This is a genomic window from Fundidesulfovibrio sp., assembly GCF_058402725.1.
On sequence record NZ_JBZVFJ010000097.1, the window covers coordinates 1 to 14,780 of the forward strand.

Sequence of the window (14,780 nt, forward strand, 5' to 3'; positions counted from 1 at the left end):
AATGGTTTTGCATGATTGCCTCAAGAGTCCGTATGGACGGATTTTGAGGACGCGACACTAGAAGAAGACGACGCTCTTCTTGTGCCAGAGTTGCGCCCACCTGCCCCGGAGGGTGATCACCACCTCTTGCTCCGTTCCGCGCAGGTTCTGCGGTATGGAGAACTCGTAACGCCCCCCTACCGGAGTCCATGCGTCGGTGGCGTTGGCCAGTGAAAACAGGGTGACCGTCGCTCCGGAGCGGTCCTTCGTCTCCACTTTCAGCCAGGAATCGTTTCCCAGGCGGGGGAAAAACGCCAACCTGTCCTTGTCCAGCCGGACCCGCAGACGGACTTCGGCGTTCTGCGTCTGGTCGACCGGGACAAACATCGCCCAGTCCGGCCTGTCCCCCTCCGTTACGGAGACGACGTTGCGGCCCTCCATGACCACGTTCTGGTCCACACGGCTCGCGAGGGGGAAATCCTCGGTGGTGTAGTTGGCGAGCCTGCTTAGGCCATACCCGGCCATGGCGGCCTCCCGGCATTGCTGCTCCATCCCGGCGGGGCAGGCCGTGCACGTCAGCCCCTTGAAGCGCAGCGTCGCCAGGTTCGTGCCGTCCAGGCTCGGCTCCTTCCTGGCGCATTGGAGCACTGCCCGCAGGGCCAGGCGCTTGTAGCCTGTCTCCCGCCTGATCTCCTGCAACACCTGCCGGGCGACGTCGTAGCCCTTCGAGATCAGCATGCGGCGCGGCGCTTCGTCGTCGAACGCGTATTCCAGCCAGAGCAGGTTGTCCTCGCCGGTGTTTTCGAACTCCATCAGGACGAAGACGGTCTGCGGCCCGCTGCCCAGGCGGTTCTCGAATAGATAGCCCGCGAGCCCCTCCGCGTCGTTGCGCGCGGCGACCACGGCAGGCCCCCTGGCGTTCTGGGAAAAGGCGATGTCCCGGGCCTCGCCGACATGGCGATAGAACGCGGCATAGTCCATCGGGGAGCGGAAGAAGGCCGGGAAGGGCTCCAGGGCGTGCAGCGGCTCCCTGGCGACGCGCATGAGGAACAGGGTCGAGTGGTCGATGCCTTCGTAAGCGTCCAGCGGCCCGTACCGCTCCTCGAAGGCTTGCCGGGTCCGGGGGAAAGTGCCCGGATGCACGTTCATGAACAGGGCGAGGTGGGCGGTGCGGTCCTCCGGGCCCAGGCGCATGCGGGAGGCCAGGGGGAATCCCTCAGGGCGGGCGCAGGCGGGGGAGGCGTCCGACCCGGCCTGGCACTCTGCCGCCAGGCGGTCCAGGTGGAAGGACACCGCGTTGCCGTAGAAAGGATTGGGGAAGTTGATGATCTCGTCCGGCCTGAGGCGCGCCGCCGCTTCCCGCGCAAGCAGCCTGTAGTTGTCTCCGATGACCGGGATCTTGTAGCTGGTCTCTTCGTAGAAGGACTTGCGCCACACCGTGAGATGAGCGCCCACCCCCGCAACGGCCACCCCCAGCGCGACCAGCGCCAACGTGCGCCGGTCGGGGAAGAGCCGCACCGCCCCCTGGGCGAGCCCAAGGCAAAGGAAGACGAGCATGTACGAGAAATGCCTGGGGTACAGGCCGCTCGTCTTTTGCAGCGCGAAGAGCAGGGACGCCGCGCCGAAGGCGTTGATCGCAAGCACCGCCCCGTAGCCCCGGTTCCCCGCGCCGAAGGCCATCCCGGCGCAAGCCAGCAATAGGATTCCGGCCCCGACCGGGGCGCTGGGGAAGAAGCTCACGCAGTCGGAGACGTTGCGCGCGAAGTCGGCCAGCACCTCGCCCAGGGAGGGGGTCGCCGCCAGGATGGCGTTCGGCGTCAGGCTCGTCCTGATGAGCAGGACGTAGACGGCCCCGGCCGTGACCAGGCTGCCGAGGCACAGGAGCGCCAGGCTCCAGTCCGCCACCCTGCCGCCGCGAAGCCACCGGTGGACGATCAGCGACGCGATCTGCGCGCAAATGATGAACGCTCCCACATAATGCACCAGGAGCATGACCGCGTTGACCAGCAGCAGGCACGCGTATTTCCAGACCGACCTGCTCTCGAGGCAGGCCAGCAGGACGCGAAAGGACACGAGGACCATCAGCAGGAGGAAAATGTAGGGTCTGGCGGTGCGCGACAGCAGCAGGACGTGAGGACTCGCCACCCAGAGCGAGGCGGCCATCAATCCGCCCGCCGGCCCGAAAAGCCGACGGCCCGACAGAGCGATCATGAGGGTGCACCCCAGGCCGCACAGAGCCGGAAACAGGCGGATCTGGAAATCGCCGTCACCCAGGCCCATGAAGAGCTTGGAGGCCATGTAGAACAGCGGCGGATGCTCCTCCAGCCTGCGCGTCAATTCCAGCAGATAGGCGTAGGAATAGCGGGCGTTCAAGGGGGCGGCGACCTCGTCGAGCCACAGGGTGGGAACCCCGAGGCCGTGGAAGATCTGAAAGGCGGACAACCCCAGGAGCACGCACAGCGCCGACCACCACCAGCCCGGGTTCTCCTCCCGGTCCGCCGGGCCTGAAAGCCCCTGTCCGGGCTGCACGCGGCTGTCTGCGGTCATGTGGTCCTGCATGTCGTGGGTGTCGCTCGGGAAAGGCGCGCGGGACGGCCTCAGCCGTGCCTGAGCAGGGCTTCCACGACGGTCTGCTGGTCCTGTTCGGAAAGGCCGGGAAACATGGGAAGGGAAAAGATCTCTCCGGCGGCCTGGCCCGTGAGGGGCAGGTCTTCCGGAGCGTAGCCGAGGTGCGCGTAGGCCGGCATGGTGTGGATGGGCCAGGGGTAGCTCACGTTGAGCAGGATGCCTTCCGCCCGGAGCGACTCCAGGATGTGATCGCGCCTGGGGTGGCGCACGACATAGAGATAGTAGGCGTGCTCGTTCCCGGGGGCCGTGGCGGGCAGGGTGTACGCCGTGCCCTTCAGGGCCTCGTCATAGCGCGAGGCGATGGCCCTGCGCCGCGCGATGTCCGCGTCGAGGGTCTTGAGCTTCAGCCTGAGCATGGCCGCGTGGAGTTCGTCCAGCCTGCTGTTGCAGCCTTGTTCCAGGGCATAATAGGTCTTCTCCATCCCGTAGAAGCGCAGCCTGCGCAGCCTGTCCGCCACGTCCCGGGAGTCGGTGAGGGCCATGCCCCCGTCGCCGTACGCCCCCAGCAGCTTGGTCGGATAGAAGGAAAAGGCGGAAACCTCGGACAAGGACCCCGCCTTCCTGCCGTAGCGGGTGGCGCCGTGCGCCTGGGCGCAATCCTCGATGAGGAGCAGGGAGCGCTCGCCAGCGACCTTCGCGATGGCCTCCATGTCCGCCATCTGCCCATAGAGATGGACCACGACGACGGCCGCCGTGCGGGGAGTGACGGCCTGCGCGAGACTGGCCGGGTCCATCAGGTACGTTGCGGGGTCGATGTCGCAGAACCTCGGGACGCACCGGGCGTTGACGATGGCCGCCACGGTCGGGACGGCGGTGTTGGACACCGTCACCACCTCGTCCCCGGGTTTCACTCCGGCCGCCTGGAGCGCCAGGGTCACGGCGTTGGTGCCGTTGTCGAGCCCGACGCCGTGGGCCACCCCGCAGTATGCCGCGAATTCCCTCTCGAAGGCTTCCACGTTGGGGCCGAGGATGAGCTTCCCCGAGGAAAACACCTCGTCCACCGCTTTGAGGAACTCCTCCCTGCGGTTTTCGTATTCGCCAAGATAGCTCCAGACAGGAATGGTCATGGGGATTCTCCTCGCCCGGCGGCGACGCCGGGCGTTCCGAGCGGATCACGCGCCGGAAAGGGTCGGGATGGGCGTTTCATGCGCCTGTCGAGTCGGTGTGCGAACGCGCCGCGCGCAGAAGAGCGGCCAAGCTCTCCGCATCCATGCGCAGGGCGTCCGCCGCTTCGCGTCCGTCCCGCGCGCGGATCGAAGCCGCGAACCGGCTGAAAAAAAGGGCGAAGGCGTCCGCCGGAGGGAAACACGCCCTGGAAGCGCCGGCCTGCCCGTTCAGGTCCAGAAAGGTCTGCTGTCCAGGCGCGGGGGTGAAGGCGCGGTCCATGCTCACCGCCAGACCGGGGCCCAGGGCCAGGAGCGAATTCGCGTACCCCGTATCGAAGCCGAACACCCCCGTGAAGCTGCGCCCGCCGGGATACGCGAGCAGGCAGGCGAAGGACGTTTCGACCGCAGGGCCGCCGCCCGGGGACGGCGCGGTCGTCAGCACCCTGCAAGAGACCGAACTGGGGGCGCAGCCGAAAAGGAAGCGCCCGGGGCTGACCGCGTACGGCCCCAGATCGAGCAGGGCCCCGCCGCCCAGCGCCTTGTCCATGCGGTAGTTGCCCGGCGCAAACGGCGGGAAGGAAAAGGCCGCCTGGAGCCTGGACGGCCCCTGAACTCCGAACAGCTCCCTGAGAGCCGCCACCCGGGGATGGCAAGTCCAGACGGTGGCCTCGGCCAGAACCAGCCCCCGCTTGTCCGCCAGCTCCAGCGCGGCGAAGGCCTCCCCCGGGTCCTGAAAGGCCGGTTTGTCCACGGCCACGTGCCTGCCTTGCCCCAGCGCCTCCAGGACGAGCCCGGCGTGCCTGCTGTTGTGCGTGGACACATAGACCGCCTCGGCGTCGCTTCGCGCGAGCGCCTCGGAATAGCCGCCGTAGGCCGTCACGGGCAGCGGGCACGCCCCTTCCAGGGGCACGCCCGACTCGGAGCAGACGTCCAGGGCCGCGATCCCCGCCGCGGCCAACCCGGGCAGCACCCTTCGGCGGAAGACCGACGAGTTCCCGAGAACCAGGAGCTTCACGCGCAGACCTCGAGGCCAGGGGCGCCTTGCCCCCCCCAACCTTTCGAGCCCCCCTCCGCCACGGGCGCCAGGTTCAGGCAGGCAAGCAGGTTGCGCGCCTCCATGTTCAGGTGGCCATGGCGGGCGAGGCGCAACAGCTGCCCGATGGTCATCCATTTGTAGTTGGGGCCTGGATGGGACATCCCCTGCGGGGCCTCCATCAGGATGTACTCGTTCTCGAAATGATGGAACCGCCCGCCCTCCTCCGACTGGACGCCGCGATAGTAGACATCCGCCGGGTTCGGTTCGAGGAAGACGTCCAGCAGCCTCGGCGCGAGTCGGCCGCCGCGCCTGGCGAGCACGTCGGAGCACGACACCGTGGGGCCGATCTCCGCCCCGTCCAGGCTGCCCGGGTCCAGGCTGGTCCTGGCGAGCAGGTGCAGGATGCCGTTGATGCGTTTGAGCAGGAAGCCGCGCAGGCCGCGATGGGGATGGTGCAGGATGGGCTGGTCCCAGGAGTTGGTCTCCCGGCAGAAGGCCGACACGCTCAGACCGATGACGGAGAAAAAGAGCCCTTCCTCATGGCGGATGGACTGGCCGTCGACGATCCACTTGTTCAGGCCCTGGAGAGGGACGCGGGTCTTGATCAGGCGGTGGCTGGTCTTGTGGGTGTTGAGCCATGCCAGGATCTCGTCCATGGACGCCTGCTCCCGGCCGCTGTTGGCGCAGGAGAGGCACACGTCGCGGGCCCTCTCGTCCATGGCGTTCCACTCGACCAGATCGTCCAGCATGGGGGATGTGTCCAGGCTGACCATCGGGATGAGGGACAGCACGGACCGGGCGTCCATGTTGACCACGTTGTCCAGCCCGAGAAGGGCCTTGAGCTGGCCGAGGGTAAGCCACTTGAACCCTTCGAGGACTTCCACCTCGCCGGTGGCCTCCACGATCATGTTCCTGTTGCGCTTGCCCAGGAAACGGCTGCCCTGTTCCGTCTGGATCTGGTCCAGCAGGGTCCGGGAGAGCTTGTTGGACACGAAATATTCCAGGTAGGGCGTGCCCTTTCCCTTGTGCACCCGGGTGTAGTTGCTCCAGGTCGCCTGCACGGTGGGCGCCAGCTGGAGCGTGTTGACGTTGCCCGGCTCCCGCTTGGCCTGGACCAGGAAGTGAAGCAGGCCGTCGAATCTGCGGGTGAGAAACCCGAGGATGCCGATTTCCGGCTGGTTGATGATCGGCTGGTCCCAGGATTTCACCGGGCCGAACGTCGTCTTCACGCGAAGACCTTCCACGGTGAAGAACTTGCCGCTGCGGTGGACGAGCCTGGACGGGTCGTCCTCCATGCTCCAATCCCTGGCCTGCTCCAGGTCGATGATCCTCGCTTCGAACAGGGACGCTTCACGCTGGGCCTCATACCACACCCTGGCCGCGTCAAGCCCCGGGCACACCCCCGCAAGGGACAGGTGCGACCGCAGCATGAGCAGCTCCGTGCCGCCGGTTCTTTTCTGGGATCTCATGACGGCGACATCTCCCGACAATACTCTTCATACGTGCGGATGGACCGGCTCATGTCGTAGAGGGTGTCGGCCAGGACCAGGCAGACCGCCCCAGGGCTGAAGTCTTCCAGCCGCACGAAGACCATGGGCGGCATATAAACCCCCCAGGAGGGGTCGTTCATGACGTAACGGAGACAATCCCGGCCGTCGGTGAGCGTCAGACGGAAGGAGCCGTGGACAGCCAGGACCACCTGTCGCGTGTCCCGGTGGGCATGGCCCCCCCGGTCTGCGGTCATGTGGTGCATGTAGAACACGCGACGGATTTCAAAGGGCACGCAGCCGCCTCCCTCGATCACGGAAAGGCGGCCTCTGGAATCGCCGTGGGTGGGAACCTCCACCCTGCATACGCCCTGCAGCGGACTCATTTCACTGTTTCCCCGATGTTGGCCGCCCGGGGTCCGCCGGGAAGGGGGGCGGCGACGCTACCGCTGCCGGCTGCTGCCCATCGGGCCGCGACAAGGCGCCGTGGCGTTCGCGCACGACGTGTTGCGGAGCGGCATTGAGTTCCTGCAAGGTCCTGGAGGCGTACTCCCCCGCCAGCCCCGCCGCCGCGAGGCACGCGCCTGCGACCGACCAGCCCAGCCCGCAGGCCGCCCAGGGGACCGACATCTTCAGGCCGCCTACCCCCAGGGCCGCGATCCCGCAAAGGACCGAGACCATGCCCAGCGTGAAGGCCAGCCGGGCGGGGGCCGGGGAGAACGACATGGCCATGTCCATCCACAGGTCGACAAGCTTGCCCAAGGTATATCCCGAGGCGCCCGCGCGGCGCTCGTGGTGCTCCACCTCCACCCTGCCCACGCGGTCGGTGGCCCGCAGGATCAACCCGTCCAGATAGGGGTTGGGCCCCCTGTACCGCGTGACCTGCTCGCGGAGGAAGCGGTTCAGGCACTTGAAGCTGGAGAGGTAGAGCCCTTTCGGCTTGCCGAGCAGCCAGCAGGCCATGACGTCGTTGAGCATGCTCCCCACGTTGCGCGCCAGGGAATGCCGCTTCTCCCGGAACACTCCGTAGACGACGTCGTCCCCCCCCTGGACGCACCGGGCGAGCAGCCTGGGGGCCTCTGAAGGAGGGTTCTGGAAATCGTCGTCGAGGATCAGGGTGTACTCGCCCCGGGCCTCGGCCAGGCCTGCCATGACCGCGCGGTGCTCCCCGAAATTCCTGGCCATCCGCAGATAGGCCACCACTCCGGGATAGCGCTCGCACAATCCGAGACAGACCTCGTGGCTGGCGTCGCGGCTGCCGTCGTTGACCAGCACGATCTGGAGGGACCTGCACCGCAGCACCCGCACGATTTCGGCGCACAGCCGGGCGATGCTGCCTTCCGCGTTGTACACCGGGACCACCACGGACACGTCCAGCGCGGAAAACGCCGGAGGAGCCTCCGCGCCGGGGGCTTCCGCAGGCGGCGCGGGCCTTCGGGCGATCGCGAAAACGGACAGCCCGGCCGGCGGACGCCAGCCATGGCGAAGGATCAGCCGGTTCTCCAGCCTGCGCACCAGGAACAGGAGACGGTTGAGGAGCGCGGGCAGGGGAAACAAGTCGGAGGACGGTTCGCTCCCGCACGGGCGCAGCAGCCTCTTCAACAGCCTGAAAAGGACCGCCGGCGCGAAGAGCGCGCTGTTGGAGTATGCCACCGTCTCGATCTCGAAGCCTGCAGATTCGACCAGCTTCCTGATTTCATCCGCCGAATACCGGCGAACGACGCCCACCGCCCTGTCATGGTCCCCATGGAGCCATTGCCCGGCCGCGACATTCAGAACCAGACGCCCTCCGGGCTTCAAGACCCTGAGATGCTCTTCCAACAGCGCGGGCGCAGACTGCTCAGCCACGTTGGACAGCACGTCCAGGCTCAAGACCGCGTCGAACAACTCCCCCCCCATGGGGATGGCGAGGCTTGAAGCCTGGACCAGGCGTCCCTGCGAGCCCCTACGGGAGGAGAAAGAAAGGGCCTTCCCGGACAGGTCGAAGCCGAACGCGCGCGCTTCAGGCAACAACTCGAGCATCCTGCCGGTTCCACACCCGGCATCGAGGATGCGTCCGACAGTCCGCTTGCCGTCGCGCCGCAAAGCATCAAGCACCTGGTCTTGCAAGCCCAGATACCACCAGTGAGACCATTCCGCCTTGTACATGGCCTCATACTCGGCATCCAACATGACACCCATGACCGCTTCACCTGGCGATGATTTTGATAATCAACAACGTGTCGCCCGGGAGGAGCAACTGGCTGGCACCTTGACCGTATGGCATGGACGCCTTCAAGGCAAGACGGGAATGCCCAATGAATATCCGCCGTCACAATGCGGCGCTCGACAACATGCGAACACCATGCTTCCCGCCCGCACAACGGTGTGACAGCGATGCCTTTCGGACCCCGGCGGCGTCCCGGACAAATCTTTCGCTTGCACTTTCCCAGCGCGGGATTGCCTCCATTTCCGGGTGTGCCGCCCCCCATGACGCAGCCTGCGTGACCTGGCGCAACGCAGGCGGAGGTGAAGGGACAACGGCACTTCCAACATCCCTCCTGCAGGACGCATGAAGAGGCCCGAGGCCGAAGCGCAGTCCGCTGCCGTCGGGTTTTGGCGTCCCCCCCGCCGGCAGGCCGCGAGGACTGCACGAAGGACGCCGCGCAACGCCCCGATCGCCCTCCCGGCCATGACAAGGAGCCCTGTCGCGTGTATGATCCTCCGAAACCGTGCCCCTTCAGCCACGCAACGAGGTGACGTCATGGATGATCCGACCGGAGAGAACTGGCACCATCTTGATGCCTCCGAGACCGTCACGCTCCTCGCCTCCCATCCGGACAATGGCCTGGAGCCCCAGGAGGCAAAACGCCGCCTCCTGCGGTTCGGCCCCAACGCCATCGCCCCCCGCAAGGGGAAGACCCCGCTCAAGCGCTTCCTGCTGCAGTTCCATCAGCCGCTGATCTACATCCTCCTCGGCGCGGGCTTCGTCACGGCCGCGCTGGGCGAGCCGGTGGACTCCCTGGTTATCCTCGGCGTGGTGCTCGTCAACGCCGTGGTGGGCTTCATGCAGGAGGCCAAGGCCGTCGGCGCGCTCGAAGCGCTGGCGAAGTCCATGGTCACCGAAGCCACCGTGTTGCGCTCGGGGACCATGCTGCGCCTCCCGGCCGAAGCCCTGGCCCCGGGCGACATCGTGCTCCTGCGCTCCGGCGACAAGGTTCCGGCGGACCTCCGCCTGCTCGCCGCCCGGAACCTCCAGGCCGACGAGTCCGCCCTCACGGGCGAATCCCTCCCCGTGGAAAAGGACACGGCCCCGCTGCCCGAGGCCACGGTGCTGGCCGACCGGCGCAACATGGCCTACGCCTCCACCCTGGTCACCTACGGGCAGGCCACGGGCATCGTGGTCTCCACCGGCCTGAACACCGAGATCGGCAGGATCTCGCACCTGGTGGCCCAGGCCGACGATCTGGCCACGCCCCTGACGCGCAAGATCGAGACCTTCAGCAACTTCCTGCTCTGGGCCATCCTGTCCCTTGCCGCCCTGACCTTCCTGGCGGGCGTGCTGCGGGGCGAACCGGCGGCCGCCATGTTCATGGCCGCGGTGGCCCTGGCCGTGGGGGCCATCCCCGAGGGGCTGCCCGCCGCCGTGACCGTCATCCTGGCCATCGGCGTCTCGCGCATGGCCGCCCGGGGCGCGATCATCCGCAAGCTTCCCGCCGTGGAGACCCTGGGCGGGGCCACGGTGATCTGCTCGGACAAGACCGGCACCCTGACGCAGAACCAGATGACCGTCACCGCGCTCTACGCCGGGCGGGAGGCCTACGCCGTCAGCGGTTCGGGCTACGACCCGGAGGGACGCGTCGAGGGGGGAGACCTCTCCAGCGCGGCGCTGTCCGAGACGCTCCTGGCCGGCGCGCTCTGCAACGACACGCGCATCGACGAGACCCGGGGCACGCGCTCCGTGGTGGGCGACCCCACCGAGGCCGCGCTCCTGGTCGCGGCCCGCAAGGCCGGGATCGACGCCCGCGAGGCCGCCCAGCGCCTGCCGCGCCTGGACACCCTGGCCTTCGAGTCGCAGCACCAGTACATGGCCACGCTGCACGGCCGGGAAGGGCAGGAGCCGACGGCCTACGTCAAGGGGGCCGTGGAGTCGGTGCTGGCGCGCTCCGCGACCCGGCTCCTCGCGGACGGCGCCGCCGCCCCCCTCGACGCGGACGCCGTGCACGGGGAAGCGGAGCGGATGGCCTCCAGGGGCCTGCGCGTGCTGGCCATGGCCCGCAAGCGTCTTCCGGCCGGGAGCGCGGCGGTGGACCACCAGGACATCTCCTCCGGCCTGGAATTCCTCGGCTTGCAAGGCATGATCGACCCCGCCAGGCCCGAGGCCCTGGCCGCCGTCTCCTCCTTCAAGGCGGCGGGGGTGCGCGTGAAGATGATCACCGGCGACCACGCCGTGACCGCCGCCGCCATCGGCGGCCAGCTGGGCCTGGGAGGCCGCTCCTGCCGGACCCCCGCCTCGTGCGACGTGCTGACCGGGGCGCGCATGGCCGGGATGGCCGACGACGAACTGACCGCAGCCGCGGCGGACACCGACATCTTCGCGCGCGTGGACCCGGACCAGAAGCTCCGGCTCGTCTCGGCCCTGCAGCGCAGGGGGGAGGTGGTGGCCATGACCGGGGACGGCGTCAACGACGCCCCGGCGCTCCGGCAGGCCGACATCGGCGTGGCCATGGGGCGCGGCGGGACGGAAGCAGCCAAGGAAGCCTCGGACATGATCCTCACCGACGACAACTTCGCCACCATCGAGGCCGCCGTGGAGGAAGGCCGGGGCGTGTACGACAACCTGCTCAAGTTCATCGTCTGGACCCTGCCCACCAACCTGGGCGAAGGGCTCGTCATCCTGGTTGCCGTGCTGCTGGGCGCCGTGCTGCCCATCCTCCCCGTGCAGATCCTGTGGATCAACATGACCACCGCCGTGGTCCTCGGGCTCACCCTGGCCTTCGAGCCCAAGGAGCCGGGCCTCATGGACCGGCCGCCCCGCCGCGCCGACCAGCCCATCCTGGACCGGCGGCTGGTCAGCCGCATCCTGCTGGTGGGCGCGATCCTGCTGCTTGCGTCCTTCGGCTTCTTCAAGTGGGAGCTGGCCGTCTCCGGCAACGAGGCCCAGGCCAGGACCGTGGCCGTGAACGTGTTCGTGCTGGTGGAGGCGTTCTACCTCTTCAACAGCCGCTCCTTCACCCGCTCGGCCTTCGAGCTCGGCTTCTGGACCAACAGGTGGCTCCTGGGCGGCTTCGCCCTGATGATGGTCCTGCAGGTCCTCTTCACGTATCTCCCGTTCATGAACGCCATGTTCCACTCGGCCCCCGTGGGCGGCCTGAGCTGGATCAAGGCCACGTTCGCCGGGGTGGCGGCCTATTTCGCGGTGGAGTTCGAGAAGAGGCTCCAGCGCGCCTAGTGTCGCGATCGTGCAAGCCAGGAGATGTTCTTCAACATCGAAAGGAATGGTTTTGAATGGTTGCCTTGATCATCCGTATGGACGGATCGTGAGGACGCAACACCGGGGGAGCGAGGCCGGGAACGCGGGAGGCGCTTTCCACGGGACGCGCGAACCCCGGCTTCTTGCGGCAACCGTCCGCAAGGACGGGCTGCGGGGGCACGGCGCGGGCGAGGCCGCGCCTCGCCGGGGGAGGCGGAGGGTTCCATGCTGACGACATCGCGGTTCCACCTGAGGTTCTGGCCCGTGTGGGTCTCCGTCGGGGCGGTCCTGGGCCTGTGGATCGCCTGCAAATGGCTCTCCCAGGACTGGTTCGACGACGGCTTCAAGTACGTCGCCAAGGCCTCCTCCCTGGGTTCCGCCACGCTCATGTGCTGGTGCCTGGCGCTCTCCGCGCGCTTCCGGGTCCTTGAGGACCTCTTCGGCGGCCTGGACAAGGTCTACCAGGTGCACAAGCGGCTGGGGAAGCTGCTCTGCCTGACCCTGGCCCCGCACCCCCTCTTCCTTGCCGCGCACAGGCTGCCGGACGTGTCCGCGTACCTGGCCTACTTCGCCCCCGCCGCGACCCTCCAGGACCGCTACGCCCTCGGCAAGGACCTGGGCCTCGCCGCCATGATCGCCCTGTGCGCCCTGGTGGCCCTCTCCCTGCGGCTCATCATGCGCTACGAGGCGTGGAAGCGCCTGCACGGATGGCTCGGCCCCGTCTTCCTGCTGGTCATGGCCCACGTGTACCTGTTGGACGCGGACGTGGCCCGCTACGCCCCCCTGCGCGTCGTGTTCTGGGGCATGCTCCTGGGGGCCGCCGCCTCCTGGGTGTTCATCCGTTTCCTCTACGGGCGCTTCGGCCCCCGCCACGCCTACGCGGTGGAGTCCATCGAGACCGTGGGCGGCGCGCGGGAGATCACGCTGCGGCCCCTGGGCAGGCCCCTGGACTTCAAGGCCAGCCAGTTCGTCTATCTGGTGATCCGCACCCCCCCCATCCCCCCGGAGCCCCATCCCTACTCCATCGCCTCCGGCTACTCGCCCGACGGCCGCTTCAAGCTGGGCATCAAGGAGGTGGGCGACCACACGAGATCGCTCGCCCACCTCGCGCCCGGCGACAGGACCGACGTCTACGGGCCTTACGGGCGCTTCAGCGAGCCGTTCTTCAACCGTGGCAGGGACTGCGTGTTCGTCGGGGGCGGCATCGGCATCACCCCGTTCATCGGCATGTGGCACGTGGCCCTGCACTCCGAGGAGCGCCTGCGCCCGGACGGCATGGACAGCCTGCTCAAGGCCAGGCATCCGGAGCTCTCCAGCGAGTGGAAGGCCCCCCGGATCGCCCTGTTCTACGTCTGCCGGAACAGGGAGGAGGCGAGCTTCGACGACGACATCCGCGCCCAGGCGGCGCAAAGCCCCCTGGGCGGCATGGAGCAGGCGCGCCAGGCGGGATTCGACTACGTGCTCCACGAGAGCCAGGCCCACGGGCGCTTCGGCATCTCCCACATGCGGGACGTCCTGGGCGAGCGGTTCCCCGGCAGGCTCTTCTTCCTGTGCGGACCGACCCCCATGATGGAGGACCTCGCCGCCCGGCTGCTCGCCGAGGGCGTGCCCCCCCTGGACATCCTCATCGAGGACTTCAACCTCGTCTGATTGCCCTCCGGAGGGGACCGCGCCACGGCGGCGCTCCAGGGGGAGAGCCCGCGCCACGGTTTCCGAAACGCCGGGCCGCAAGGGGCGGAAAGCGGCCTTCCCCCTTGCCCCCGCCCCTCTTCCGGGCTAGCGTGCGCGGCCATGAACGCCAACACCTTCGGAAGCCTTCTGCGGCTCACCACTTTCGGCGAATCCCACGGCCCGGCCATCGGCGGGGTCCTCGACGGCTGCCCCGCCGGGCTCCCCCTCAGCGAGGCCGACCTCCAGCAAGGCCTGGACCGCCGCCGTCCCGGCCAGGGCGGGCTGGCCTCCACGGCCCGCGACGAGCCCGACCGCGCGCGCATCCTCTCCGGGGTGTTCGAGGGCGTGACCACCGGCACGCCCATCGCCTTCGTCATCGAGAACACCGACCAGCGCTCCCGCGACTACTCGGCCATCAAGGACATCTTCCGGCCGGGCCACGCCGACTACACCTACCAGGCCAAGTACGGCGTGCGCGATTACCGGGGCGGCGGCCGGGCCTCGGCCCGCGAGACGGCCGCCCGCGTGGCCGGGGGCGAGGTGGCCCGCCTGATCCTGGCGCGCGGCGGCGTGAAGGTGTACTCCTACACCACCGAGATGGGCGACGTGCCCGCCCAGTGCATGGACCCCCTGAACGCCCACACCCGCCCCTTCTACGCCCCGGACGACTACGTGGTGGACATCTGGACCGACCGCGTGGAACTGGTGCGCTCCGAGGGCGACTCCATCGGCGGCGTGGTCTGCGTGACGGCCACGGGCATGCCCGCCGGGCTGGGCGAGCCCGTGTTCGACAAGCTCGACGCGCGCCTGGCCTACGCCCTCATGGGCGTGGGCGCGGTGAAGGGCGTGGAGATCGGGGCCGGGTTCTCGGCGGCGCGCAACTACGGCTCCAAGAACAACGACCCCATCACCCCCCGGGGCTTCGCCTCCAACCGCGCGGGCGGCATGCTGGGCGGCATCAGCTCCGGCCAGGACGTCGTGGTGCGCGCGGCCGTGAAGCCCATCCCCTCCGTCGCCAAGGAGCAGCTGACCACCACCACCTCCGGCGAGGAGACCACCGTGCGCGTGGGCGGACGCCACGACGCCTGCGCCATCCCGCGCATCAACCCGGTGCTGGAGGCCATGGTCTGCCTGACCCTGGCCGACTTCTGGCTGCTCTCGGGCCGGCGCATCTGAGCCTGGGCGGCCGCCCGCGCTCCGGCCCGGCGCGGGGCGGGGCGGACACGGGGCGGACCGACCCTCACGCTCCTGGGCCGGTCAGCCCAGGAGCTTCACCAGGCGGTGCTTCTGCTCAAGCTGGAATTCGCTGGTGAGGGCCGGGCGCGAGGCCTCGAAGGAGAGCCCCGCCTCCCGATCCGCGCCGCCCGAGAGCCAGTTCTCCAGCCCGGCGGCGCGCACCGAGGCCGCAGACGCCTGCCAGG

9 protein-coding genes are annotated in these 14,780 nt (G+C 68.5%); 3 read left to right on the forward strand and 6 right to left on the reverse strand.

What is annotated here, in order from left to right; translation table 11 throughout:
• Positions 1 to 57 precede the first annotated feature (57 nt).
• The 6 genes from ACV4UX_RS12840 to ACV4UX_RS12865 form a co-directional block, all read right to left on the reverse strand.
• A complete protein-coding gene (locus tag ACV4UX_RS12840) occupies positions 58 to 2,526 on the reverse strand; it encodes a glycosyltransferase family 39 protein (RefSeq protein ID WP_491593675.1) in 2,469 nt (822 codons plus the stop codon).
• Positions 2,527 to 2,576: 50 nt separating this feature from the next.
• Complete coding sequence (locus tag ACV4UX_RS12845) at positions 2,577 to 3,674, reverse strand: DegT/DnrJ/EryC1/StrS family aminotransferase (RefSeq protein ID WP_491593676.1); 1,098 nt, start codon at positions 3,672 to 3,674, stop codon at positions 2,577 to 2,579.
• A gap of 76 nt (positions 3,675 to 3,750) precedes the next feature.
• Complete coding sequence (locus ACV4UX_RS12850) at positions 3,751 to 4,728, reverse strand: Gfo/Idh/MocA family protein (protein ID WP_491593677.1); 978 nt, start codon at positions 4,726 to 4,728, stop codon at positions 3,751 to 3,753.
• Positions 4,725 to 6,218 (reverse strand): NDP-hexose 2,3-dehydratase family protein, encoded by a 1,494-nt coding sequence (locus ACV4UX_RS12855; protein ID WP_491593678.1) that lies wholly within the window; start codon positions 6,216 to 6,218, stop codon positions 4,725 to 4,727. Before ACV4UX_RS12855 ends, ACV4UX_RS12850 begins: the two co-directional genes overlap by 4 nt.
• The gene (locus tag ACV4UX_RS12860) at positions 6,215 to 6,622 is read right to left on the reverse strand and encodes a sugar 3,4-ketoisomerase (RefSeq protein ID WP_491593679.1); all 408 of its coding nucleotides are present in this window, start codon (positions 6,620 to 6,622) and stop codon (positions 6,215 to 6,217) included. The genes ACV4UX_RS12855 and ACV4UX_RS12860 overlap by 4 nt, the downstream gene beginning before the upstream one ends.
• 1 nt (position 6,623) lies before the next feature.
• Positions 6,624 to 8,408 carry a glycosyltransferase gene (locus tag ACV4UX_RS12865; RefSeq protein ID WP_491593680.1) on the reverse strand — a complete coding sequence of 595 codons (1,785 nt, stop codon included), beginning with the start codon at positions 8,406 to 8,408 and terminating at the stop codon, positions 6,624 to 6,626.
• A gap of 571 nt (positions 8,409 to 8,979) precedes the next feature.
• Here ACV4UX_RS12865 and ACV4UX_RS12870 point away from each other — a divergent pair.
• The 3 genes from ACV4UX_RS12870 to aroC all read left to right on the forward strand — a co-directional run bounded on the left by ACV4UX_RS12870 (position 8,980) and on the right by aroC (position 14,535).
• Positions 8,980 to 11,667 (forward strand): cation-transporting P-type ATPase, encoded by a 2,688-nt coding sequence (locus ACV4UX_RS12870; protein ID WP_491593681.1) that lies wholly within the window; start codon positions 8,980 to 8,982, stop codon positions 11,665 to 11,667.
• Positions 11,668 to 11,913: 246 nt separating this feature from the next.
• Entirely contained in the window at positions 11,914 to 13,338 is a 1,425-nt protein-coding gene (locus ACV4UX_RS12875) for a ferredoxin reductase family protein (RefSeq protein ID WP_491593682.1), read from the forward strand.
• Positions 13,339 to 13,479: 141 nt separating this feature from the next.
• Complete coding sequence (gene aroC, locus ACV4UX_RS12880) at positions 13,480 to 14,535, forward strand: chorismate synthase (protein WP_491593683.1); 1,056 nt, start codon at positions 13,480 to 13,482, stop codon at positions 14,533 to 14,535.
• Positions 14,536 to 14,780 lie beyond the last annotated feature (245 nt).

Bases quoted from the DNA above. Each gene is read 5' to 3' on its own strand.
- ACV4UX_RS12845 (WP_491593676.1), bottom strand. From the start codon at position 3,674: ATGACCATTCCTGTCTGGAGCTATCTTGGCGAATACGAAAACCGCAGG.
- ACV4UX_RS12840 (WP_491593675.1), bottom strand. From the start codon at position 2,526: ATGACCGCAGACAGCCGCGTGCAGCCCGGACAGGGGCTTTCAGGCCCG.
- ACV4UX_RS12855 (WP_491593678.1), bottom strand. From the start codon at position 6,218: ATGAGATCCCAGAAAAGAACCGGCGGCACGGAGCTGCTCATGCTGCGG.
- ACV4UX_RS12860 (WP_491593679.1), bottom strand. From the start codon at position 6,622: ATGAGTCCGCTGCAGGGCGTATGCAGGGTGGAGGTTCCCACCCACGGC.
- aroC (WP_491593683.1), top strand. From the start codon at position 13,480: ATGAACGCCAACACCTTCGGAAGCCTTCTGCGGCTCACCACTTTCGGC.
- ACV4UX_RS12865 (WP_491593680.1), bottom strand. From the start codon at position 8,408: ATGTTGGATGCCGAGTATGAGGCCATGTACAAGGCGGAATGGTCTCAC.
- ACV4UX_RS12870 (WP_491593681.1), top strand. From the start codon at position 8,980: ATGGATGATCCGACCGGAGAGAACTGGCACCATCTTGATGCCTCCGAG.
- ACV4UX_RS12875 (WP_491593682.1), top strand. From the start codon at position 11,914: ATGCTGACGACATCGCGGTTCCACCTGAGGTTCTGGCCCGTGTGGGTC.